The sequence below is a fragment of the Tabrizicola sp. T46 genome, assembly GCF_057219895.1.
In genome coordinates this window covers 683,887-704,818 of sequence record NZ_JBXVVV010000001.1, presented here as the reverse complement: position 1 = coordinate 704,818, position 20,932 = coordinate 683,887, and the positions used below count along the sequence as shown (strand labels likewise).

At 66.7% G+C, this 20,932-nt stretch carries 19 protein-coding genes; 12 read left to right on the top strand and 7 right to left on the bottom strand.

The features are described from left to right. Positions 1-75: 75 nt before the first annotated feature. The 3 genes from rsmI to gshB are packed head-to-tail and all read left to right on the top strand — an operon-like array spanning position 76 to position 2,329. A complete protein-coding gene (gene rsmI / locus AC2D9V_RS03605) occupies positions 76-942 on the top strand; it encodes a 16S rRNA (cytidine(1402)-2'-O)-methyltransferase (protein WP_484712667.1) in 867 nt (288 codons plus the stop codon). Continuing rightward, positions 932-1,327, top strand: a complete 396-nt coding sequence (locus AC2D9V_RS03600) for a YraN family protein (protein WP_484712666.1) — start codon at positions 932-934, stop codon at positions 1,325-1,327. Before rsmI ends, AC2D9V_RS03600 begins: the two co-directional genes overlap by 11 nt. 57 nt (positions 1,328-1,384) lie before the next feature. Then, a complete protein-coding gene (gene gshB / locus AC2D9V_RS03595) occupies positions 1,385-2,329 on the top strand; it encodes a glutathione synthase (protein WP_484712665.1) in 945 nt (314 codons plus the stop codon). A gap of 72 nt (positions 2,330-2,401) precedes the next feature. Here the strand turns inward: gshB and AC2D9V_RS03590 are convergent, their stop codons facing one another. Further along, entirely contained in the window at positions 2,402-3,484 is a 1,083-nt protein-coding gene (locus AC2D9V_RS03590) for a GlxA family transcriptional regulator (protein WP_484712664.1), read from the bottom strand. On the opposite strand from AC2D9V_RS03590, the gene bcoG reads away from it, so the two are divergent. From bcoG to AC2D9V_RS03550, 8 genes are all read left to right on the top strand, one after another. Beyond that, positions 3,453-4,367, top strand: coding sequence for a 3-dehydrocarnitine:acetyl-CoA trimethylamine transferase BcoG (gene bcoG, locus AC2D9V_RS03585; protein ID WP_484712663.1), 915 nt, complete (start codon positions 3,453-3,455; stop codon positions 4,365-4,367). The genes AC2D9V_RS03590 and bcoG overlap by 32 nt on opposite strands. A gap of 146 nt (positions 4,368-4,513) precedes the next feature. After that, positions 4,514-5,983 carry a carnitine 3-dehydrogenase gene (locus AC2D9V_RS03580; RefSeq protein WP_484712662.1) on the top strand — a complete coding sequence of 490 codons (1,470 nt, stop codon included), beginning with the start codon at positions 4,514-4,516 and terminating at the stop codon, positions 5,981-5,983. A gap of 4 nt (positions 5,984-5,987) precedes the next feature. Next, on the top strand, positions 5,988-7,151 hold the full coding sequence (locus AC2D9V_RS03575) for an acyl-CoA dehydrogenase family protein (RefSeq protein ID WP_484712661.1): 1,164 nt from the start codon (positions 5,988-5,990) through the stop codon (positions 7,149-7,151). A 310-nt stretch (positions 7,152-7,461) separates the two neighbouring features. Further along, entirely contained in the window at positions 7,462-9,453 is a 1,992-nt protein-coding gene (locus AC2D9V_RS03570) for an acetate--CoA ligase family protein (RefSeq protein ID WP_484712660.1), read from the top strand. Next, entirely contained in the window at positions 9,453-10,256 is an 804-nt protein-coding gene (locus AC2D9V_RS03565) for a carnitinyl-CoA dehydratase (protein WP_484712659.1), read from the top strand. Before AC2D9V_RS03570 ends, AC2D9V_RS03565 begins: the two co-directional genes overlap by 1 nt. Before the next feature lie 69 nt (positions 10,257-10,325). Then, a complete protein-coding gene (locus tag AC2D9V_RS03560; protein ID WP_484712658.1) occupies positions 10,326-10,811 on the top strand; it encodes an OsmC family protein in 486 nt (161 codons plus the stop codon). Between the two features lie 113 nt (positions 10,812-10,924). Next, a complete protein-coding gene (locus AC2D9V_RS03555) occupies positions 10,925-12,538 on the top strand; it encodes a GMC family oxidoreductase (RefSeq protein ID WP_484712657.1) in 1,614 nt (537 codons plus the stop codon). A gap of 337 nt (positions 12,539-12,875) precedes the next feature. Beyond that, positions 12,876-13,628, top strand: coding sequence for a VPLPA-CTERM sorting domain-containing protein (locus AC2D9V_RS03550; RefSeq protein WP_484712656.1), 753 nt, complete (start codon positions 12,876-12,878; stop codon positions 13,626-13,628). Between the two features lie 63 nt (positions 13,629-13,691). On the opposite strand, the gene betC is transcribed toward AC2D9V_RS03550, so the two are convergent. After that, positions 13,692-15,197 (bottom strand): choline-sulfatase, encoded by a 1,506-nt coding sequence (betC, locus tag AC2D9V_RS03545; RefSeq protein WP_484712655.1) that lies wholly within the window; start codon positions 15,195-15,197, stop codon positions 13,692-13,694. Positions 15,198-15,333: 136 nt separating this feature from the next. Here betC and AC2D9V_RS03540 point away from each other — a divergent pair, with 136 nt between their 5' ends. Further along, positions 15,334-17,220, top strand: coding sequence for a CocE/NonD family hydrolase (locus AC2D9V_RS03540; protein WP_484712654.1), 1,887 nt, complete (start codon positions 15,334-15,336; stop codon positions 17,218-17,220). 67 nt (positions 17,221-17,287) lie between these two features. On the opposite strand, the gene AC2D9V_RS03535 is transcribed toward AC2D9V_RS03540, so the two are convergent. From AC2D9V_RS03535 to AC2D9V_RS03515, 5 genes are all read right to left on the bottom strand, one after another. After that, positions 17,288-18,214 carry an electron transfer flavoprotein subunit alpha/FixB family protein gene (locus tag AC2D9V_RS03535; protein ID WP_484712653.1) on the bottom strand — a complete coding sequence of 309 codons (927 nt, stop codon included), beginning with the start codon at positions 18,212-18,214 and terminating at the stop codon, positions 17,288-17,290. 1 nt (position 18,215) lies between these two features. Further along, positions 18,216-18,977 (bottom strand): electron transfer flavoprotein subunit beta/FixA family protein, encoded by a 762-nt coding sequence (locus AC2D9V_RS03530; protein ID WP_484712652.1) that lies wholly within the window; start codon positions 18,975-18,977, stop codon positions 18,216-18,218. Between the two features lie 236 nt (positions 18,978-19,213). Continuing rightward, positions 19,214-19,786: a cob(I)yrinic acid a,c-diamide adenosyltransferase gene (locus tag AC2D9V_RS03525; protein ID WP_484712651.1), complete on the bottom strand. Its 573-nt coding sequence runs from the start codon at positions 19,784-19,786 to the stop codon at positions 19,214-19,216. Beyond that, positions 19,786-19,992 (bottom strand): twin transmembrane helix small protein, encoded by a 207-nt coding sequence (locus tag AC2D9V_RS03520; protein ID WP_484712650.1) that lies wholly within the window; start codon positions 19,990-19,992, stop codon positions 19,786-19,788. The genes AC2D9V_RS03525 and AC2D9V_RS03520 overlap by 1 nt, the downstream gene beginning before the upstream one ends. A gap of 103 nt (positions 19,993-20,095) precedes the next feature. Continuing rightward, on the bottom strand, positions 20,096-20,926 hold the full coding sequence (locus tag AC2D9V_RS03515) for an SDR family NAD(P)-dependent oxidoreductase (RefSeq protein ID WP_484712649.1): 831 nt from the start codon (positions 20,924-20,926) through the stop codon (positions 20,096-20,098). Between the last annotated feature and the right edge of the window lie 6 nt (positions 20,927-20,932).

The following is a 20,932-nucleotide window of genomic DNA, read 5'->3' as shown; positions in this document are numbered from 1 at the left end:
GGTAGTGGGTTCGAAAAGGGATGTAAACTTTTGAGGAGCGCGGCCGATCCGTCCCAGACCGTCCATCGGCCGGACTTGCGTGCCGTCCCGCCGGGCCTTCATCTTGTCTCGACGCCGATTGGCGCGGCGCGCGACATCACGCTGCGCGCCCTTGATATCCTTGCCGGGGCCGATGTCCTCGTGGCCGAGGACACACGCACCCTTCGCCACCTGATGGAGATCCACGGCATCCCCCTCGGCGGCCGTCAGGTCATCGCGTACCACGACCACAGCGGCGAGGGCACCTTGCAGCGTCTGGTCGGGCTGATCGCGGAAGGTCGCAGCCTCGCCTACGCGTCCGAGGCAGGGACGCCGCTGATTTCCGACCCGGGGTTCGAACTGGCCCGCGCCGTTGCGAACGCAGGCCTGCCGATGACGGCGGCTCCTGGCCCCTGTGCTGCGATCTGCGCGCTGACCCTGTCCGGCCTGCCTTCTGACCGCTTCTTCTTCGCCGGTTTCCCGCCCGCGGCCAAATCGGCCCGGGCCGAGATGATCTCAGGCCTGGCCGGGGTTCAGGCAACGCTGATCTTCTACGAAAGCCCGAAACGCCTGGCGGCTTTCCTCGCCGAGCTTGCCCGCATCCTCGGGTCCGACCGCGCGGCCGTCGTGTGCCGCGAACTGACCAAACGCTTCGAAGAGGTCTTGCGCGGACCACTGGGCAACCTGGCCGAAACTCTCGGTGCGCGTGAGGTGAAGGGCGAAATCGTGGTCCTCGTCGACCGGGCCGCAGAAGGTGCCGTCAGCGAAGAAAAGATCGAGGCCGCGCTGGCCGCGGCGCTCCGGACGATGAGCGTTAAGGATGCAGCAAGTTTTGTGTCGCAAACTCTGGGGGTGCCGCGCAAGATTGCGTACCGGATCGCGCTCGACCGCGCCAAGGACCAGGAAGACCCCGATGCCCTTTGACTTTGTCGCTGCCCCCTCACCGAACGCCCGGTCCCGTCGCGGGCTGCAGAACCACCTGTCAGGCCATGCCGCCGAAGCGTCGGTCGCCCGGCATTACGAAGACCGGGGTATCGCGATCGCCCTCCGCAACTGGCGGGGCAGCGGCGGGGAGATCGACCTTATCGGTCGGGATGGCGATCAAGTCATCGTGGTCGAAGTCAAGCACAGCAAGACCCATGATCTTGCCGCCTCGCATGTCTCCCGCGCCCAGGTCGCCCGCATCTTCCAGACGGTGGAGGAATTTCTTGGTGGCGAACCCCGTGGTCTTCTGACCGATGTCCGGATCGATCTGGCGCTGGTCGACGGGCAGGGCCGGATCGAGGTGATCGAGAACGCCTTCGCCTGAATTGCATCTTCGGCCGCCTTCGGTCATCACTCGGCGGACACCCAGCCGGAGACAGCGATGCCGCTCAAGGTAGCCTTGCAGATGGACCCCATCGGGTCGGTCAACATCAACGCCGATTCCACCTTCCGCATCGCGCTCGAGGCGCAGGCGCGGGGGCACGCGCTGTTCTTCTACACGCCGGACCGGCTGGCCTTTATCGAGGGCCGGGTCATGGCCCGGGGTTGGCCGATCGAGGTCCGGCGCGAGGTCGGGAACCACGTGACCTACGGCGCGGAGACCGACGTCGATCTGGGCGAGATGGACGTGGTCTGGCTCCGGCAGGACCCGCCCTTCGACATGGGCTACATCACAACCACGCATCTGCTGGAGATGATCCATCCCCGGACCCTGGTCGTGAACGACCCCTTCTGGGTGCGGAATTCGCCCGAGAAGCTTCTGGTCCTCCGTTTCCCGGACCTGACCCCGCCCACCGCGATCGCCCGCGATCTTGGTACGATCCGCGCTTTCAAGGCGCGGCATGGGGATATCATCCTGAAGCCCCTTTACGGAAACGGCGGGGCGGGGGTGTTCCGGCTGGACCCGAACGACCGGAACCTCTCCAGCCTCCATGAGCTGTTCATGGGGATCAACCGTGAGCCCCTGATCGTGCAGAAGTTCCTGCCGGCGGTCGAAAAGGGCGACAAGCGGGTGATCCTGGTCGACGGCGAGCCGGTGGGGGCGATCAACCGGGTGCCGCAGGCGGGGGAGACGCGGTCGAACATGCATGCCGGGGGGCGGCCCGAGAAGGTGGGCCTCACGGAGCGGGACCTTGAAATCTGCCGGACCATCGGCCCCGTCTTGCGCGAGAAGGGGCAGGTCTTCGTCGGGATCGACGTGATCGGCGACTGGCTGACCGAGATCAACGTGACCTCGCCCACGGGCATCCAGGAATTGGAGCGGTTCGACGGGACCAATGCCGCCCAGCGGATCTGGGAGGTGATCGAGGCGAAGCGGCGGGGGTGACGGCCGGTCTTGACTTGACCACAGTGGTCAGATTCTGAAAATCACTCCTTTTCAAATATTTACGCGTGGGCATTAGGGATTCCTTAACCTGCGCCGCAACTGTCCGGGTGGATGCCCGAACCGCGCCCTGAAGGCGCGCGAGAGGGTGGCGGGGCCGGAAAAACCGGTGCGGAGCGCGACTTCGGCCAGGGGGTGACGCGTATCGGTCAGCATCCGCCGCGCGGCCTGGAGGCGGAGGCCGAGCGCGTGGGCGGCGGGCGTGGTGCCCAGTGCGTCGCGGAACAGCGTTTCCAGACGTCGGGACGAGAGGCCAACGGCATGGGCGGTCTCGGCGGACGTCTCGGGCGCGTCGATCCGCGCCTCCATCCGGGCCAGCGCTGCGGCCACCCGCGCATCAAGCCCGGGTTCCGGTTCGGCGGCGGCGACCTGCGGCTCATGTCCCGGCCGGGCGCGGGTGAGGAAGCTGGAGGCGACCTGCCGGGCAAGGGCTGCGCCGTGGCGCGCGCGGATCAGGTGCAGCATGAAGTCCGCTGCCGGGGCTGCGCCCGAGATCGTCACGCGGTTGCGGTCGATGACGAAACGGTCGGGGACCACATCCACTTCGGGATGGGCGGCGGCGAGGTCTTCGAGGTCCTCCCAGTGAACGGTCGCGCGGTAGCCGTCCAGAAGCCCGGCGCGGGCGAGGACCCAGGGCGCGGCGTCAATGCCGCCGACAAGGGCAAAGCGGGGCGCAATGCGGCGAAGGTCGCGGATCAGGGGCCGCGTCGCCACCTCGGCCAGCCGGTATCCGGCGACGACGACCAGTGCATCAGCCCCGGCGGCATGGGCGAGGGGGCCGGAGGAGGGCAGCTCGATCCCGCAGGTGAGGGGCACCGGCGCGCCGTCGGGCGAGACGACGCGCCAGCGGTAGGCCTCCACCCCTAGCTGCCGGTTGGCATTCCGCAAGGGGTCAAGCGCGGAGGCGACCTCGAGGATCGAGGCCTGCGGGAGCACGAGGAGTGCGATGGTCAGGGGCGCGTCTGAAGGCTGGAAGATTGCATTTTCCGTCATGCGGATTTCGTAGACGGCAAAGAGCGGTTTGGGAAGCCCGCTATGCTGGCGCGCAAATCCGGGGAGGAAACCGATGCCGCTGAACATGAACAAGGAAGTCTTCATCACCTGCGCCGTGACCGGATCGGGCGGGACGCAGGACCGCTCCCCGCATGTGCCGCGTAGCCCGAAGCAGATCGCCGAGGCCGCGATCGCGGCGGCCAAGGCCGGGGCGGCCGTGGTGCATTGCCATGTCCGCGACCCCGAGACGGGTAAGCCGAGCCGCAAGCTGGAATACTACCGCGAGGTGACCGACCGCATCCGCGACAGCGACACCGACGTGGTCCTGAACCTGACCGCCGGGATGGGCGGAGACATGTATTTCGACGGCACCGAGAAGATGACCGAGATGGCCGCGATCTCGGACATGTGCGGGGCCGAGGAGCGGGTGGCCCATATCGTCGAATGCCGACCAGAAATCTGCACGCTCGACTGCGGCACGATGAACTTTGCCGAGGCTGACTATGTGATGGTCAACACGCCCGGCATGCTGCGCGACATGGCGCGGCGGATGACGGCGGCCGGGGTGCGGATCGAGATCGAGGCCTTCGACACCGGGCATCTGTGGCTGGCCAAGCAGCTTCATTCCGAAGGGGTGATCCCCGACCCGGTGCTGGTGCAGCTTTGCATGGGTGTGCCGTGGGGGGCTCCCGATGACCTCAACACCTTCATGGCGATGGTGAACAACGTGCCGGCGGGCTGGCATTTCAGCGCCTTTGGCCTGGGGCGGAACGAGATGGCCTATGTCGCCGCCGCGACGATTGCCGGGGGCAACGTGCGGGTGGGGTTGGAGGACAACCTCTGGCTCGAGAAGGGGGTCCTTGCGACCAACGCCCAGCTGGTCGAACGCGCCGCGACGATCATCGAGAACCTCGGGTCGAGGGTCATCACTCCGGCCGAGGTGCGGGCGAAGCTGAAGCTGGAGAAGCGGGCGCCGGTGGCGAAATAGCCCCTCACCCTGCCCTCTCCCCCGAGGGGAGAGGATGGCCTGTCGCCAGCGGCAGGGCCGGTTCTTCAGGCGTGGATGGGTTCAAGAGACCCCCTCTCCCCCCGGGGGAGAGGGTAGGGTGAGGGGGCAGCCCCAAGGGAGACGACATGGCACGGAAAGCGGCAATCATCGGGGGTGGGGTTATCGGCGGGGGCTGGGCCGCGCGGTTCCTTCTGAACGGCTGGGATGTGGGCGTCTTCGACCCCGACCCGGAGGCCGAGCGGAAGATCGCGGCGGTGCTGTCCAACGCCCGGGCGGCATTGCCCGCACTGTCCGACGTGCCGATGCCGCCGGAAGGCAAGCTGACCTTTCACGGCACGATCGGCGAGGCGGTCGAGGGCGCGGAGTATGTGCAGGAGTCGGTTTCCGAGCGGATCGAGTTGAAGCACAAGGTCTATGCCCAGTTGCAGCAATCGAACCCCGGGGTGCTGATCGGGTCCTCCACCAGCGGCTTCAAAGCCAGCGACTTGCAGAAATCCGCGGTCGCGCCGGAAAACATCATCGTCGCGCATCCCTTCAACCCGGTCTACCTGCTCCCGTTGTCCGAGATCAGCGGCAGCCCGGCGAACCCGCCGGAGATCGTCGAAAAGACCGTGCAGATCATGAAGGACATCGGGATGTTCCCCCTGGTGATCCGGCATGAGATCGACGCCTTCATCGGCAACCGCTTCCTGGAAGCCGTCTGGCGCGAGGCGCTCTGGATGCTGAAGGACGGCATCGCCACGACGGAAGAGATCGACGAGGCGATCCGCATGGGCTTTGGCCTGCGCTGGGGGCAGATGGGCCTGTTCGAGACCTACCGGATTGCCGGGGGCGAGGCCGGGATGCGGCACTTCATGGCCCAGTTCGGACCGGCGCTGAAATGGCCCTGGACGAAGCTGATGGATGTGCCCGAGTTCAACGATGAACTCGTGGACCTGGTGGCGAACCAGTCCGACGCGCAGTCCGGGATGTACGGCATCCGCGAACTGGAACGGATCCGGGACCGGAACCTCGTGGGATTCCTGCGCGCGCTGAAAGAGCGGAACTGGGGTGCCGGGAAGGTTCTGAAGGAACACGACGAGCGGCGGGCGGCGGCCTTTCATGCCGAGGTGGCGGCGGACATTGGCGCAAAGGCGCCCCTGGTCATGTGGCAGGGCCAGGTCCTGCCGGGCTGGATCGACTACAACGGCCACATGACGGAAAGCCGCTATCTCTTCGCCTGCTCGGAAACGATGGACAACTTCCTGCGGCTGATCGGGGCGGGGATGGATTACGTGGCGGCAGGGCACTCCTACTACACCGCCGAGACGCATATCAGGCACCTCGGCGAGGCGAAGCTGGGCGACCAGCTGCGGGGCGAGGTGCAGATCCTGAGCGCGGACGAAAAGCGGTTCCGCAGTTTCGTCTGGATCATGCGGGGTGACACCTGCGTGGCGACAGTGGAACAACTGTGCCTGCATGTCGACATGAAGGCGGGCAAGACGGTGCCGTCGGCGGCGGAGGTTCTGGGGCGGCTGGAAGCGGTGGCCAAGGCGCATGCCGGGCTGCCCCTGCCCGATGGCGCGGGCCGGGCGGTCGGGCAGAAGAAGGGGTAGGGCGATGGATTTCGGGCTGACCGAAGAACAGCGGATGATCGTGGATACCACGCGGGCTTTCGTGGAGGCCGAGCTTTATCCGCATGAGCAGATGGTGGAACGGACGGGCGTCCTTCCGCTGGAGCTGATCAAGGAGATCCAGGCGAAGGCCATCGCGGCGGGGCTTTACGCGGCGAACATGCCGGTCGAGGTGGGGGGTGCGGGGCTCGATACGCTGTCGTGGCTCCTTTACGAGAAAGAGCTGGGGCGGGCGAACTATGCGCTGCACTGGACCTGCGTGGCGCGGCCGTCAAACATCCTTCTGGCCGGGAATGCCGAGCAGCGGGAGCGGTACCTGATGCCCTGCATAAGGGGCGAGACCTGGGATTGCCTGGCGATGACCGAACCCGGCGCGGGGTCGGACCTGCGGGGGATGAAGGCCTCGGCGCGGCCCGACGGCGGCGACTGGGTGCTGAACGGGACCAAGCATTTCATCAGCCATGCCGACCTTGCGGGCTTTGCGATCGTCTTCATGGCATCGGGCGAGGAACAGACCCCCCGCGGCCCGAAGAAGCTGATCACCGCCTTCTTCGTCGACAAGGGCACGCCGGGGTTCACGGTGCGCGAGGGGTATCGCAACGTCTCGCACCGCGGCTACACCAACGCGGTGCTGGAGTTCGACGATTGCCGCGTGCCGGCGGCGAACGTGCTGGGCGAGGTGCACAAGGGGTTCGAGGTCGCGAACTCATGGCTTGGCGCGACGCGGCTGCAGGTGGCCTCGACCTGCCTTGGCCGGGCGGAACGGGCGCTGGCGCTGGCGATCGCTTATGCGGCCGAGCGCAAGCAGTTCGGGCAGGCGATCGGCAAGTTCCAGGGGGTGAGCTTCAAGCTGGCCGATATGGCGCTGGAGCTGAAGGCGGCGGAACTGCTCACGCGTGAGGCGGCGTGGAAATACGACCAGGGCACGGTGACCGAGGCCGACATGGCGATGGCCAAGCTGAAGGCGACCGAGGTCCTGGCGATGATCGCGGATGAGGCGATCCAGATCCACGGCGGGATGGGGTTGATGGACGAGTTGCCGCTGGAACGCATCTGGCGCGATGCCCGCGTGGAGCGGATCTGGGAGGGCACCTCGGAGATCCAGCGGCACATCATCAGCCGCGAATTGCTGCGGGCGGTCGGGGGTTGAAGCGGCGGGAGCGAGGGGTTTCACACCCCTCGCGCTCCCTGTGGGACATTTGTGGACGAATAATGCACACTTCTCTCTTCACCGGTAACCGCGCGTTAACGTTAATGCGCGACTCTGATCGCACGGTACAGGCGAGGACGCCGATGACCGTGGCGTGGAATGGCACCTCGCTTCGGGTTCCGGGGCGGGGTGTTTCCATTCTTCGTCCACAAATATCCCGGGTGCGTTCAGTGGATGCGCCATTGGTTCAAGCACCACTGGACGCGGGGGGCTGGCCCCCGGGGGCAGTTGCAGCAGGGCGAGGCCGCGCATGAGCCGCCTCGACCGCCTGCTCCGCCCGCGCCACATTGCCGTCCTCGGGGCCGGCTGGGCGCTGAATGTCATCGAACAATGCCGCAAGATGGGCTTCAAGGGGCCAGTCTGGCCGGTGCATCCGACCAAGTCCGAGATCGGAGGTCTGAAGGCCTACCCAAGCCTTGCCGACCTGCCGGAAGCGCCTGATGCGACCTTCATCGGGGTGAACCGCTTTGCCACGATCGATGTCGTGGGCGAACTGGCCTCCATGGGGGCCGGGGGCGCGATCTGCTTTGCCAGCGGTTGGGAAGAGGCGGGCGAGGCCGGGCTGCAGGACCGGCTGGTCGCGGCGGCGGGGGAGATGCCGATCCTCGGGCCGAACTGCTATGGCGTAATCAACTACCTTGACGGTGCGCTGCTCTGGCCCGACCAGCATGGGGGTGTTCCGGTCACGTCGGGCGTGGCGCTGATCAGCCAGTCGTCGAACATCGTCATCAACATGGGAATGCAGGCCCGGGGCCTGCCGGTGGCCTATGTCGCCTGTCTGGGCAATGCCGCCGTGGTGGGGCTGGCGGAGCTGACCAGGGCGCTGCTGGACGATCCTCGGGTCACGGCGGTAGGCCTCTACATTGAGGGGATCGACGATGCCCCGGCTTTCGCTGCTCTGGCCGAAAAGGCGCGCGGCATGGGCAAGGGAGTCGTGGCGATCAAGTCCGGGAAGACAGAGCTGTCGCGGACGGCGGCGGCTTCGCATACCGCTTCGCTCGCCGGGGGCGGCGCGGCGTCCAGCGCCTTCCTGCGGCAGATCGGGGTGGCGGAGGTGAACACACCCTCGGAACTGATCGAGACGCTGAAGATCTTCCACGTCCATGGGCCAGAGATCGGCACGCGCATCTGTTCGCTTTCCTGTTCCGGCGGTGAAGCGGGGCTGGTCGCGGATCTTGCGGCCCCTTACGGGATCGACTTCCCGCCGGTACCGCAGGCGACGTATGACCGGCTCTTTGCCGTGCTGGGCGAGATCCCGACGATCTCGAACCCCCTGGATTATCACACCTTCATCTGGGGCGACGGGCCGAAGACGACCGAGGTCTTCTCGGCCATGCTCGACGCCTATGACGCCGGCATCTACATCATCGACAGCCCCCGGGCCGACCGCTGCGACCCGTCCGGCTATCAGCCTGCCTTTGACGCGATCATCGCGGCGCAGCAAGCGACAGGAAAGATCGCCTTCCCGGTCGCCTCGATGGCCGAGAATTTCGGCGAGGGGCGGGTCCAGGCGATGATGGATCGGGGTGTCTGTGCGCTTCTGGGGCTGGAGACGGCGCTGGCGGCGATCAGGGCGGCGCAGACGCCGGCGGGGGTGGCGGGGTGGCGCCCCGCGCCGGCGCTGCCGCCGCGCGAGACGCGGCTGCTGTCGGAGGCGGAAGGCAAGGCGCTTCTGGCCAAGGCGGGCGTGGCGGTGCCGAAGTCGGCCAGCGGAGCGACCCTGGCAGAGGTGGCGGAGAAGGCGGCGGGTTTGCACCCACCCTACGCCTTGAAGGGCCTCGGGTTTGCACACAAGACCGAGGCGGGGGCGGTGCGGCTGGGGCTGACCTCGCTGGAAGGGCAGGCAGATATGCCGGGTGCAACGGGCTATCTGGTCGAGGAGATGGTGACCGGGGCGGTGGCCGAGGTCCTTCTGGGCCTCAGGCGTGACCCGGTTTACGGCGTGACGCTGACGCTGGGGATGGGCGGGATCACAGCCGAAGTGTTGGCGGATACGGTGACGTTGGTCCTGCCGGTGACCGAGGCCGAGGTGCTTGAGGCGGCGAGGGGCCTGCGGCTTTGGCCGCTCCTCGATGGCTATCGCGGGCGGGCGCGGGCTGACATGGCGGCGGTGGCCGAGATCGCGGTCCGCCTGGGTGCGCTGATACTGGCGGACGAAAGCCTTGAGGAAATCGAGATCAACCCGGTCATGGTGCGCGAGACGGGTGCCGTGGCGGTGGATGCGCTGGTCAGGAGGGTGTGATGGGCGAGATGCAGATGCGGACCGAGGGTCCGATCAAGACGCGGCGCGAAGGGGCGGTGCTTGAGGTCACGCTGGACGTGCCGAAGGCGAACGCGATCAGCCTGGCGACCAGCCGGGTGATGGGGCTGGCGTTCCGGGATTTCCGCGACGATGACTCGCTTCGCGTTTGCATCATCCGCGCGGCGGGAGAGAAGTTCTTCTGCCCCGGCTGGGACCTGAAAGCTGCGGCCGAGGGTGATGCGGTCGATGGCGACTATGGCGTGGGGGGCTTTGGGGGGCTGCAGGAACTGCCGAACCTCAACAAGCCGGTCATCGCCGCCGTGCAGGGCATCTGCTGCGGCGGCGGGCTGGAACTGGCGCTGAGTGCGGACCTGATCCTCTGTTCGACGAACGCGACCTTCGCCCTGCCGGAGATCCGGTCCGGCACGGTGGCGGATGCGGCGAGCATCAAGCTGCCGAAGCGCATCCCCTATCATGTGGCGATGGACCTCCTCCTGACCGGCCGCTGGTTCGATGCCGAGGAGGCGTTCCGCTGGGGCCTGATCAAGGAGGTCTGCGCTCCGGAGGAGTTGCTGGCGAAAGCATGGGAATTGGCGCGGCTTCTGGAAAGCGGCCCGCCGCTCGTCTACGCCGCGATCAAGGAAGTGGTGCGCGAGGCAGAGAACATGCGCTTCCAGGATGCGCTGAACCGGATCACCAAGCGGCAGATGCCGACGGTGGACCGGCTTTATTCATCCGAGGATCAGCTGGAAGGTGCCAGGGCCTTTGCCGAGAAGCGTGACCCGGTCTGGAAGGGGCGGTAAGCTGCGCGTCACCATGCCCCCGGATGGTGCGCTGTGGCGCACCCTGCGCGGGGCGCAAGCGAGGTTTCCATGCCGATCCATGACTACACCACCCGCATCCTCTGGACCGGCAACCGGGGCGAGGGGACGGCGCATTACAAGGCCTATGACCGCACCTGGGACATCGCGGTGCCGGGGAAGGCGCTGGTGCAGTGTTCGAACGATCCGCTGCTGGGCGGGGACCCCTCGAAGATGAACCCGGAGGACCTGCTCCTCTCGGCGCTCTCGGCCTGTCACATGCTGTGGTACCTGCACTATGCGAGCGACGCGGGGATCGTGGTGACCGCCTATTCCGACAGCCCGCTGGGTGTGGGCGAGGTCGGGCGCGGCGGGGCGGGGCGGTTCGTCAAGGTGACCCTGCGGCCGCATGTGGTTGTGGCCCCCGGGGCGGACCTCGCAGTGGCGGAGGCGATCCATCACCGCATCCACGAGGTCTGCTTCATCGCCCGGTCGGTGAACTTTCCGGTGGACTATGCGCCCACGTTCGCTGTCGGAGCCTCCGGCGGGGATATCTAGGCAGAAAGGAAATCAGCAGGATCGACGGCTTTCAGGCGACATTTCCTGTCGCTAAAGGAACGGTTGCGGTCAGGCTGCACGGATAGGGTCTCGCGGGGCGTGCGGGGACGAGCATGGACGAGACCGATTATATCATCGTGGGCGCAGGAAGCGCGGGCTGCGTGCTGGCCGACCGCCTGTCGGCCAGCGGGAAGCACCGGGTGACGGTGCTGGAGGCGGGCGGGACAGACCGGCGGTTCTACGTCCATCTGCCGCTTGGCTATGGCAAGCTCTTCTACGACCCGGCGGTGAACTGGCTGTACAAGACCGAACCGGACCCTGGGCTGAATGGCGCGCGGGACCACTGGCCGCGCGGGAAGGTTCTGGGCGGGTCCTCCAGCATCAACGCGATGGTGTGGATCCGCGGGCACCGGGCCGACTACGAGGATTGGGGGCGCAGCAACCCCGGCTGGGGCTGGGAGGACTGCCTGGCCGCCTACCGGGCGCTGGAGGACAACGAGGCGGGCGGGGATGCCTTTCGCGGGACGGGCGGGCCGCTGTTCATTTCGGCCAACAAGTCCGGGCTCCACCCCCTTGTGCCGACCTATGTCGAAGCCTGCGCGCAAGCCGGGCTTCCGCAGAACCCGGACTTCAACGGCGCCGAGCAGGAAGGGGCCGGGGTCTACCAGATGACGATCAAGGGGGCGCGGCGGAACTCGGCTGCACGGGCCTTCCTTCGCCCGGCGATGAAGCGGAGCAATGTCCGGGTCATCACCGGGGCGCTGGCGACCCGCGTCGTGATCGAGGGGGGGCGAGCCGTCGGGGTGGAGTATCGCCGGGGGGGCGAGACGAAGATCCTGAAGGCGAGGGCCGAGGTGATCCTTTCGGGGGGCGCGATCAACTCGCCGCAGCTTCTGCAGCTTTCGGGCATCGGGCCGGGGGCGCTGCTGCAATCCCTCGGCATCCCGGTGGTTCTGGATAACCCGAATGTCGGCGATCATCTCAGCGACCATCAGGGGCTGAACTACACCTGGGCGATGAAAGTGCCGACCTACAATGACGAACTGCGGCCCTGGTGGGGCAAGCTGCGCGCCGGGTTGCAGTATTTCATCGGCGGGGGCGGACCGCTGGCGAAGTCGATCAACCACGGGGGCGGGTTTTTCCGGACGAGCCCCGACCTCGACCGGCCGAACATGCAGCTGTATTTTCAGGCCTTTTCGACGCTTATCCCGCGCGATGGCGAGCGCCCGATCCTGAGCCCCGACCCCTGGTCGGGCATGTCGATCGGCCTGTCGAACTGCCGGCCCACCAGCCGCGGGCACATCCGGCTGCGGACGGCGCGGGCCGAGGATCATCCGGTCATTACCGCGAACGCCTTTTCCACCAACCACGATGTCGAGGAGATGCTGGCGGCGGTCAAGTTCCTGCGCCACATCGCGGCCCAACCCGCGATGGCCCGGCTGATCAAGGAAGAACTGCGGCCGGGTCCGACAGTGCAATCGGATGAAGAGCTTATCCAGGACTTCCGGTCGCGGTCGGGTACCGTATACCATCCAAGCTGCACCTGCCGGATGGGGTCTGATCCGGCGACCTCGGTCGTGGATGCGGGACTTCGGGTTCATGGCTTGGGCGGCCTGCGGGTGATCGACGCAAGCGCATTTCCGAACATCATCGCGGGCAACACCAATGCCCCCGCGATGCTGATGGGCTGGAAGGGGGCCGAGAGGGTTCTGGCCGACGCAAGGTGACGTTCCGCACCGGATTGTGAAGGCGGCTGGCTGGACCGGGGACGACCGGATGCGCCCAAGTGATTCGTCGCACGTTCGTAAGAAAATGGACATATTTGGGCGGGACGAAGGCGGTCAGTGCAATGTGCGCACGCAACGGTAGAAACATCCGCGACTCGCGCACATCCTTAAGTAGAATTACTCGCCCTCAGGTCAAATGCGCGGATGAAATCAGGTTCCGGGATCAGAAGATGTGGCGGGACGCCCTGCATTAAGGTATCGTTTACTGCGTGTTCAGCGTGTCCAACCAGGCGTGATCAAAGGTGTCGCGTCTGACAGGTTTTCACAGGAGGTTTGAATGAGAAAAAGTGTTGCAATCGCCGTCCTCGCGGCCGGGCTTGCGGCGCCGGCATCCGCGGCGACCGTTCTGGATTTCACCGTCTTCGACCCCGTCGCCAATGCCTCTTCGGGCACCGCTGGCAACGAGGGGTACACCGTGACGGCCACCGACGCCTCTGGTGCGAGCCGCGTTCTCACCAACTCGCGGCATGATTCTTCGCTCGGCTGCACGGGCTCCGGATGGAATTTCGCCTGCGCGCCGGTGTCGACGACCCGGTTCAGCACCGGCTTCGGGGTGGAAGGTGCCCTTCCGCGCGAAATCGACGCCGGCCTGATCAATCCGGTCGAGTACGTGCAGGTCACCTTCACCGGCGTGGTCAAGATCCTCGGCTTCGCCGGGATGCTGGCCTACAACGGCAGCCAGCGCGGTGAAGGCACCGAGGAAGTCGTCCTCGAATATTCGAATGACGGCGGCGCCACCTGGTACACCTCGCGTTCGGTTACGGCGTTCAACGACGACAACGACCCGACCAACACGGGCAACGACAACTTCGGAACGGTCGGTCTTGCCTGGCTGAAGACCGGCCCGCTGGTCGCCAATGCCGTGCGCTTCACGGCGGGTGGCGTGTCGCCGTTCGATGACCAGACTGCAAACGTGACGGCGGCGGGCCTGCTGGTTGCCCCGATCCCGGTTCCGGCGTCGCTGCCGCTGCTGCTCGCCGGCATCGGTGCGCTCGGCTGGGCTGCCCGGCGCAAGCGCAAGTCGGCCTGAACCGCGCCAAACGATTGACGAGTGCATTGGCCGGGCTTCTGCCCGGCCTTTTGCATTTCCGCCCTATTCCCCCCTTGGAAACCGCTTCCGTTCTTCCAGCACGTTCAGGTCCATGTGGTTGCGCATGTAGCGTTCCGAGGCCGGGCGGAAGGGCTGGTGATCCCAGGGCGCATAGGTCCCGTTCCGCAGCGCTTCGTACACCACCCAGCGGCGGGCTTGGCTTTCCCGGACTGCGGCGTCGAAGGCGGCAAGGTCCCAGCGGGCGTCGGCGAGGGCGCGGAAGTGGGTGAGGACCTGGGCGGCGCGAGGGTCGGTGGCGAGGTTCGTCGTCTCACCGGGGTCGTTCGCAAGGTCGAACAGCTGTTCGGGGTCAGCGGGGCAGCGGATGTATTTCCATGCCCCGTCGCGCAGGGCGACCATCGGGGTGACCGTGCCTTCGGCGGCATATTCCATCGCGACCGGGCCGCGCGCTTTGCCTTGTGCTACGGGGATCAGGTTGGCCCCGTCGGTCCAGGGGGTGACCTCATCCAGCGGAATCCCGGCAAGCGCCGCAAGCGTGGGCGCCACGTCGATCGCCGAGACCGGTGTCTCGACCAGCCCGGCAGGCATTGCCGGCGAGGAGATCATCAGCGGCACGCGGGCCGAGCCTTCGAGGAAGCTCATCTTGAACCAGAGGCCCTTTTCCCCAAGCATCTCGCCGTGGTCGGAAAGAAAGACGATGTCGGCCTCCTGCCGCGAAGCCTCAAGCACGGCAAGGATCTCGCCGATCTTGTCGTCGATATAGCTGATGTTGGCGAAATAGGCCTGCCGCGCGCGGCGGACATGATCCGGCGTGATGGTGGAGGACCGCCAGTCGCAGGCATCCATCAGGCGGCGCGAGTGCGGGTCCATGTCGTCGTAGGCAAGCCCCTCGGGCGGCTCACACTCCGGGGCACCTTCGTAGAGGTCCCAGTATTTGCGGCGGGCGACGAAGGGGTCGTGCGGGTGGGTGAAGCTGACCGTCAGGCACCACGGGCGGGAATCAAGGCCGCGCGACAGGTCGTACAGCTTCTGGCAGGCCTGATTGGTCACGTCGTCGTCGTATTCGTACTGGTTGGTGATCTCGGCCACCCCCGCCCCGGTGACCGAGCCGAGGTTGTGATACCACCAGTCGATCCGCTCGCCCGGTTTGCGGTAATCCGGCGTCCAGCCGAAATCGGCGGGGTAGATGTCGGTGGTCAGGCGTTCCTCGAAGCCGTGAAGCTGGTCGGGGCCGACGAAATGCATCTTGCCGGAAAGCGAGGTCTGATAACCCGCCCGCCGCAGGTGGTGAGCATAGGTCGGGATGTCCGCGGCAAACTCGGCCGCGTTGTCATAGACTTTCGTGCGGCTGGGAAGCTGGCCGGTCATGAAGCTGGCCCGCGCGGGTGAACACAGGGGCGATGCGGTGTAGGCGTTGGCGAAGCGGGCAGAGCGTGCGGCAAGGGCCCTGAGGTTCGGTGCGTGAAGGAACGGCGCGGGGCCATCCGGGAAAAGCGTGCCGGTCAGCTGGTCGACCATGAGGATCAGGAGGTTCGGCTTCTTGGTCATCGCACGTTCCCTGGCTGCGCGTCCCATTGCATGGCCGCGCCTGCCGGGGCAGTCTGGCCCCCGACCGACGCCTGCCGGTCGTATCCGTCATGGGTGACCCTTGGACCTGCTCGACAGTCCCGACCAGCGCATTCCGATGCCCGACGGCGTGACGCTGTCAGCCCGGCTCTGGCGGCCCGGGGGCGCGGTTGTGCCGGCGGTGATCGAGATGATCCCCTATCGCAAGCGCGACGGGACGGCGGCGCGGGATGAAGCGATCCATCCCTGGCTGGCCGCGGCCGGATACGCCTGCCTGCGCGTTGATCTGCGTGGCTGTGGCGAGAGCGAGGGGCTGCTGACCGACGAATACACCCCGCAGGAACTGGACGATGCCTGTGCCGTGATCGCCTGGGTGGCGGCGCAGGACTGGTGCACGGGCGCCGTGGGCATGATGGGCAAAAGCTGGGGGGCCTTCAACGCGCTGCAGGTGGCAGCGCTGCAGCCCCCCGCCCTGAAGGCGGTGATCGCGGTCTGCGGCACGGTGGACCGCTTCGGGCACGACATCCACTTCAAGGGCGGCTGCCTTTTGGGCGAGAATTTCGGCTGGGCGTCGACGATGCTCAGCTACTCCTCGCGGCCCGCAGACCCGGCCTTGCACGCAGGCTGGCGGGAGGACTGGCTGAAGCGGCTGGAGGGGAACCCCTGGCTCGCCCCGCGCTGGGCCGGGCACCAGACGCGGGACGGCTACTGGCGGCATGGATCGGTGGGGGATGACTGGTCGCGGCTGCAGGTGCCGATCCTTGCCTTCGGCGGCTGGGCGGACGGCTACATGAACATGGTTCCGGCGCTTGTGGAGAACGCCCCCGCCCCGGTGCGCGGCATCATCGGGCCCTGGGTGCATCTTTATCCGCATATGGGGGTGCCTGGCCCGCGGATCGGTTTCCTGACCGAAGCCAAGGCCTGGTGGGACCACTGGCTGAAGGGGGAGGGAGAGGTCCAGGCCGGGCTATACCGCTATGTCCAGCACTCCGCCCGGCCGGACCCTTGCGCCGCGCATCGCCGCGGTCACTGGATCGGGCCGGGTGGCGAGGTTGACCGAAGGGAGTTGTCCCTTGGGGCCGACCTGTCCGGGCCGCTGCCCGTGACCATCGATACGCCACAGCAGCTCGGGCTGGCCGCGGGGGAGTATTTCCCGACCGGCGACCATGGCGAGATGCCAGGGGACCAGGCGGCGGATGATGCGCTGTCGGTCACCTTCGACGGACCGGTGCTGGCCGGGGCGCTGACACTGGCCGGGGCGCCGGTCTTGCGGCTGCGGCTGACCTCGGATCAACCGAGGGCGCATCTGGTCGCGCGGCTGTGCGACGTGGGGCCGGATGGAAGCTCGTTGCGGATCAGCCACGGGATGCTGAACCTCAGCCATCGCTATGATCCCGTCGAACCGGAACCTCTTCCGGTCGGTGAACCTGTCGAGGTGACCATACCGCTCGACCACCTTGCCCATCGGCTGGAACCCGGCCATCGGCTGCGGCTGGCGCTGTCGACAAGCTACTGGCCCTTCCTCTGGCCGCTGCCCGACCGTGCCGCGCTGAGGCTGACCGAAGGCACGCTGGACCTGCCGGTCCTGGCCGATGCCCCGGACTGGACCCCGCCAGCGGCCGAACCCTTGCCCCCGCCGCGCCAGACCGTCGCCCGGTCCGGCCAGTGGTCGCGCGAGGTGACGGTCGATCCGGTTTCGGGTGCCCATGTCATGACCATCGTCGAGGATACCGGCGACACGCGGGAACCCCACGGCCTGACCCATGGCGAGACGGTGACCGAACGCTGGGAGATTGCCGCCGATGATCCCCTTTCGGCCCGTGCAACGATTGACTGGGACCAGCGCCTGTCGCGTGAGGGCTGGTCGGTCCAGACCCTGGCCGAGACCGAGATGACGGGCAACGCGACCCACCTTCGGATGAAAGCGCGTGTCACGGCATGGGACGGGGCGGAGAAGGTTTTCGAGCGCGAGGAAAGCGTGGAAGTGCCGCGCGACTGGGTCTGAATGGAAAAGGGGCCGCCCGAAGGCGGCCCCTCATGTCTGCGTAGGGTGCGCTACAGCGCACCGCCCGTCAGAGCTTCTCGATCATTTCCGGCACGGCGGTGAAGAGGTCGGCCACCAGCCCGTAATCTGCGACCTGGAAGATCGGCGCCTCTTCGTCCTTGTTGATCGCGACGATGACCTTGGAGTCCTTCATCCCGGCAAGGTGCTGGATCGCACCCGAGATGCCGACCGCCACGTAAAGGTCCGGCGCCACGACCTTGCCGGTCTGGCCGACCTGCCAATCGTTCGGCGCGTAGCCGGAGTCCACGGCGGCGCGCGAAGCACCCACGGCGGCGTTCAGTTTGTCCGCCAGCTTTTCGATCAGGGCAAAGTCAGACTGGCTGCCAACGCCACGGCCACCCGAGACGACGATCCCGGCCGAGGTCAGTTCGGGACGGTCGGACGAGGCCACCTTGTCCTCGACCCAGGCCGAAAGGCTGCCGTCGACCGAGGCCGAGACCTTCTCGACCGCAGCCGATCCGCCCTTGCCGGCGGCGTCGAAGGTCGCGGTGCGGATGGTCATCACCTTCTTCGCGTCGGACGATTTCACCGTCTGGATCGCGTTCCCGGCATAGATCGGGCGGTCGAAGGTTGCCGCGTCATGCACGGCGAGGACTTCGGAGATCACCATTACGTCCAAGAGCGCAGCGACACGGGGCAGCACCGATTTCGACAGCGCGCCCGAGGGGGCCACGATGTGTTCGTAGTCGCCTGCCAGCGAGACGACCAGCGCGGCGGTGGGTTCCGACATGCCGTGGGCATATTCCGCGCCATCGGCCAGAAGCACCCTGGACACACCCTGAAGCGTCGCTGCCTCGGCAGCAGCGGCGGCGTCATCGGGGCCCGCGACCAGAACCGTCACCGGACCCAACGACTTCACCGCGGTCAGCGCCTTGGCGACCTGGTCGGTTGCGAGTTTCCCGTCGGCGATATCAGCAAGAAGAAGAACGGCCATCTCAGATCACCCCCGCTTCGTCTTTCAGTTTCTGGATCAGCTCGGCCACCGAGCCGACCTTCACGCCCGCCTTGCGGCCCGCCGGTTCGACGGTCTTGATGACCGAGAGGCGCGGGGCGACGTCCACGCCATAATCGGCGGGCGTCTTGGTCGCCAGGGGCTTGGCCTTGGCCTTCATGATGTTCGGCAGCGACGCATAGCGCGGCTCGTTCAGGCGCAGGTCAACCGTGATGATCGTCGGCAGCTTGACGCTGATCGTCTGGAGGCCGCCGTCCACCTCGCGTGTGACCTTGGCTTTGTCGCCCTCGATCGCGACTTCCGAGGCGAAGGTCGCCTGCGACCAGCCCAGAAGTGCGGCCAGCATCTGCCCGGTCGCGTTCATGTCGTTGTCGATCGCCTGCTTGCCGCAGATGACGAGGCCCGGGGCCTCTTCCTTCACCACGGCGGCCAGCAGTTTCGCCACGGCCAGCGGCTCGATATCGGTGTGCACGTCAGCGGTGGCTTCGATCAGGATCGCGCGGTCGGCACCCATCGCCAACGCGTTGCGCAGCGTTTCCTGGCTTTGCTTCACGCCGATCGAGACGACGACGACCTCGGTCGCCAGACCCTTTTCCTTCAGGCGGATCGCCTCTTCCACGGCAATCTCGTCAAAGGGGTTCATGCTCATCTTGACGTTCGCAAGGTCGACCCCCGACCCGTCCGCCTTGACGCGCACCTTCACGTTGTAGTCGATCACCCGCTTGACCGGGACCAGCACCTTCATGGCCGCACTCCTCATCCGACGCGGGCGCCCCGGCCCGCACAAGCTCTCGCCCGCCTGTTACCGGAACGGGGGGCGTGGGAACAGAGCAAATGCGACAGGTTTCGGCGACACGACGCCGCGTTCTGATCGCCGGAGACGATCAGCACGCCTTTCACCGCCAACTCCTCGAGCGCTTCGTGCACTCGTCGTGACGGCAAGCGAGGAGTGCACGAAGTGCTCGACGAGCGATCCCGCGGTCAGCGCGTCAGGCCCGGCACCCAGAGGACGTCATCCTTGCCGTCATTGTTGGCAATGCGGCCCGCGACGAAGAACCAGTCCGACAGGCGGTTGAGGTAGCGCACCGCCTCGGGGTTCACGTCCTCCATCGTCGCGGTCTCGACCACCAGCCGCTCGGCCCGCCGGCAGACGGTGCGGCAAAGGTGAAGCTGCGCCGCCAGCACCGACCCGCCCGGCAGGATGAAACTCCGCAGCGGCGTGAGACGTTCGTTCATCGCGTCGATCTCGCGTTCCAGGCGCGTGACCTGGCCTTCGATCATCCGCAGCGGCGTGTAGGAAAGCGTTTCGTCCAGATGCCGGTCGGGGGTGCAAAGGTCGGCGCCCAGATCGAAAAGGTCATTCGAGATGCGCTTCAGCGCCTCGGCCATCTCTCCCGTGGCGTGCAGGCGGGCAAGGCCGACCGTCGCGTTCGTCTCGTCCACCGTGCCATAGGCGCTGACCCGCAGGGAATGCTTGGCCACCCGCGCCCCGTTCCCCAGCGCGGTTTCCCCGGCATCGCCGGTCTTGGTATAGATCTTCGACAGGACGACCATCAGTTCCCCGCTGATTTGAGCCAGGCGAATGCCACGATCAGGATCACCGCCACGAACTGCACCCCGATCCGCCAGCGCATGATCTTGTTGGCGTTGCGCTTGTTGAATTCGCCGCCCCTCGCAAAGGTCCCGATCCCGAAGAGGAGGATGCCAAGGACGACGAAGCAGGCCACGGTGGCCAGAAGGAACAGCGGATCGGAAAACATGGGCGAACTCCCTTTCAGCCTGATCTAGGCGGGCGGCCCGCAAAAGCGAAGCCAAAAAACGCCTTCCATCAGCATCCCCGAGTTTTCGTCGGAAATTCGCGTTTCAGCCCTTAGCGATCAGCCAGTCCAGCGCCCGCGTCGGCAGGGCCCGGCGCGCGAACGCCATCAGGTAGGTGGGCGTGGTGACAAAGTAGCGCGGCTTCGGACGCCGCGCCTCAAGCGCGCGGATCAGCTTGGCGGTCACCGCCGAAGGTTCCAGCTCGAAGGCGTCCTTCTTGACCTTCTTGTCGTAAAGCCTTCCGCGCAGGCGGCGATAAAGGTCGGCCTGGGCGGAGTTCTCCCAGTCGATCCACTTCTCGAAATGCGGGATGGCGTTCTCGCGGATCTTCGTCGCGATCGGCCCCGGTTCGATCAGGATCACCTCGATCCCGGAACCCTGAAGCTCGATCCGCATCACATCGGTCAGACCTTCCATCGCGAATTTGGTCGCGACATAGGCCCCGCGAAACCGCATCCCGACCAGCCCCAGGACCGACGAGCAGTTGACGATCCGACCGTGGCCTTGCGCCCGCATCACCGGGATGACCCGGCGGGCAAGGTCGTGGTAGCCGAAGAGGTTCGTCTCGAAAATCTCGCGTAGGGCGCCGCGCGGCAGGTCCTCGACCAGCCCGGGGCAGGCGAAGGCGCCGTTGTTGAAGAGAGCATCCAGCGTGCCGCCGGTGCGGCTCAGGGTCTCGGCCACGGCCTCGGCGATGCTGCCCTCGTCGGCGTAGTCGAGGCGAAAGCTTTCCAGCCCCTCGGCCCGCAGCCTTTCGCAATCCGCCTCCTGCCGGCAGGTGGCAAGGACGCGCCATCCCCGGGCCTTCAGGCCGCGCGCGGCATCAAGACCGATACCCGAGGAACACCCGGTGATCAGGATCGAACGGGGCGTCATGCCAGG

What these genes read in the sequence shown, in the direction of transcription:
- AC2D9V_RS03600 (WP_484712666.1), top strand. Translation starts at nt 932, where the DNA reads ATGCCCTTTGACTTTGTCGCTGCCCCCTCACCGAACGCCCGGTCCCGT.
- gshB (WP_484712665.1), top strand. Translation starts at nt 1,385, where the DNA reads ATGCCGCTCAAGGTAGCCTTGCAGATGGACCCCATCGGGTCGGTCAAC.
- bcoG (WP_484712663.1), top strand. Translation starts at nt 3,453, where the DNA reads ATGCCGCTGAACATGAACAAGGAAGTCTTCATCACCTGCGCCGTGACC.
- AC2D9V_RS03590 (WP_484712664.1), bottom strand. Translation starts at nt 3,484, where the DNA reads ATGAAGACTTCCTTGTTCATGTTCAGCGGCATCGGTTTCCTCCCCGGA.
- AC2D9V_RS03580 (WP_484712662.1), top strand. Translation starts at nt 4,514, where the DNA reads ATGGCACGGAAAGCGGCAATCATCGGGGGTGGGGTTATCGGCGGGGGC.
- AC2D9V_RS03575 (WP_484712661.1), top strand. Translation starts at nt 5,988, where the DNA reads ATGGATTTCGGGCTGACCGAAGAACAGCGGATGATCGTGGATACCACG.
- AC2D9V_RS03570 (WP_484712660.1), top strand. Translation starts at nt 7,462, where the DNA reads ATGAGCCGCCTCGACCGCCTGCTCCGCCCGCGCCACATTGCCGTCCTC.
- AC2D9V_RS03565 (WP_484712659.1), top strand. Translation starts at nt 9,453, where the DNA reads ATGGGCGAGATGCAGATGCGGACCGAGGGTCCGATCAAGACGCGGCGC.
- AC2D9V_RS03560 (WP_484712658.1), top strand. Translation starts at nt 10,326, where the DNA reads ATGCCGATCCATGACTACACCACCCGCATCCTCTGGACCGGCAACCGG.
- AC2D9V_RS03555 (WP_484712657.1), top strand. Translation starts at nt 10,925, where the DNA reads ATGGACGAGACCGATTATATCATCGTGGGCGCAGGAAGCGCGGGCTGC.
- AC2D9V_RS03550 (WP_484712656.1), top strand. Translation starts at nt 12,876, where the DNA reads ATGAGAAAAAGTGTTGCAATCGCCGTCCTCGCGGCCGGGCTTGCGGCG.
- betC (WP_484712655.1), bottom strand. Translation starts at nt 15,197, where the DNA reads ATGACCAAGAAGCCGAACCTCCTGATCCTCATGGTCGACCAGCTGACC.
- AC2D9V_RS03540 (WP_484712654.1), top strand. Translation starts at nt 15,334, where the DNA reads ATGCCCGACGGCGTGACGCTGTCAGCCCGGCTCTGGCGGCCCGGGGGC.
- AC2D9V_RS03535 (WP_484712653.1), bottom strand. Translation starts at nt 18,214, where the DNA reads ATGGCCGTTCTTCTTCTTGCTGATATCGCCGACGGGAAACTCGCAACC.
- AC2D9V_RS03530 (WP_484712652.1), bottom strand. Translation starts at nt 18,977, where the DNA reads ATGAAGGTGCTGGTCCCGGTCAAGCGGGTGATCGACTACAACGTGAAG.
- AC2D9V_RS03525 (WP_484712651.1), bottom strand. Translation starts at nt 19,786, where the DNA reads ATGGTCGTCCTGTCGAAGATCTATACCAAGACCGGCGATGCCGGGGAA.
- AC2D9V_RS03520 (WP_484712650.1), bottom strand. Translation starts at nt 19,992, where the DNA reads ATGTTTTCCGATCCGCTGTTCCTTCTGGCCACCGTGGCCTGCTTCGTC.
- AC2D9V_RS03515 (WP_484712649.1), bottom strand. Translation starts at nt 20,926, where the DNA reads ATGACGCCCCGTTCGATCCTGATCACCGGGTGTTCCTCGGGTATCGGT.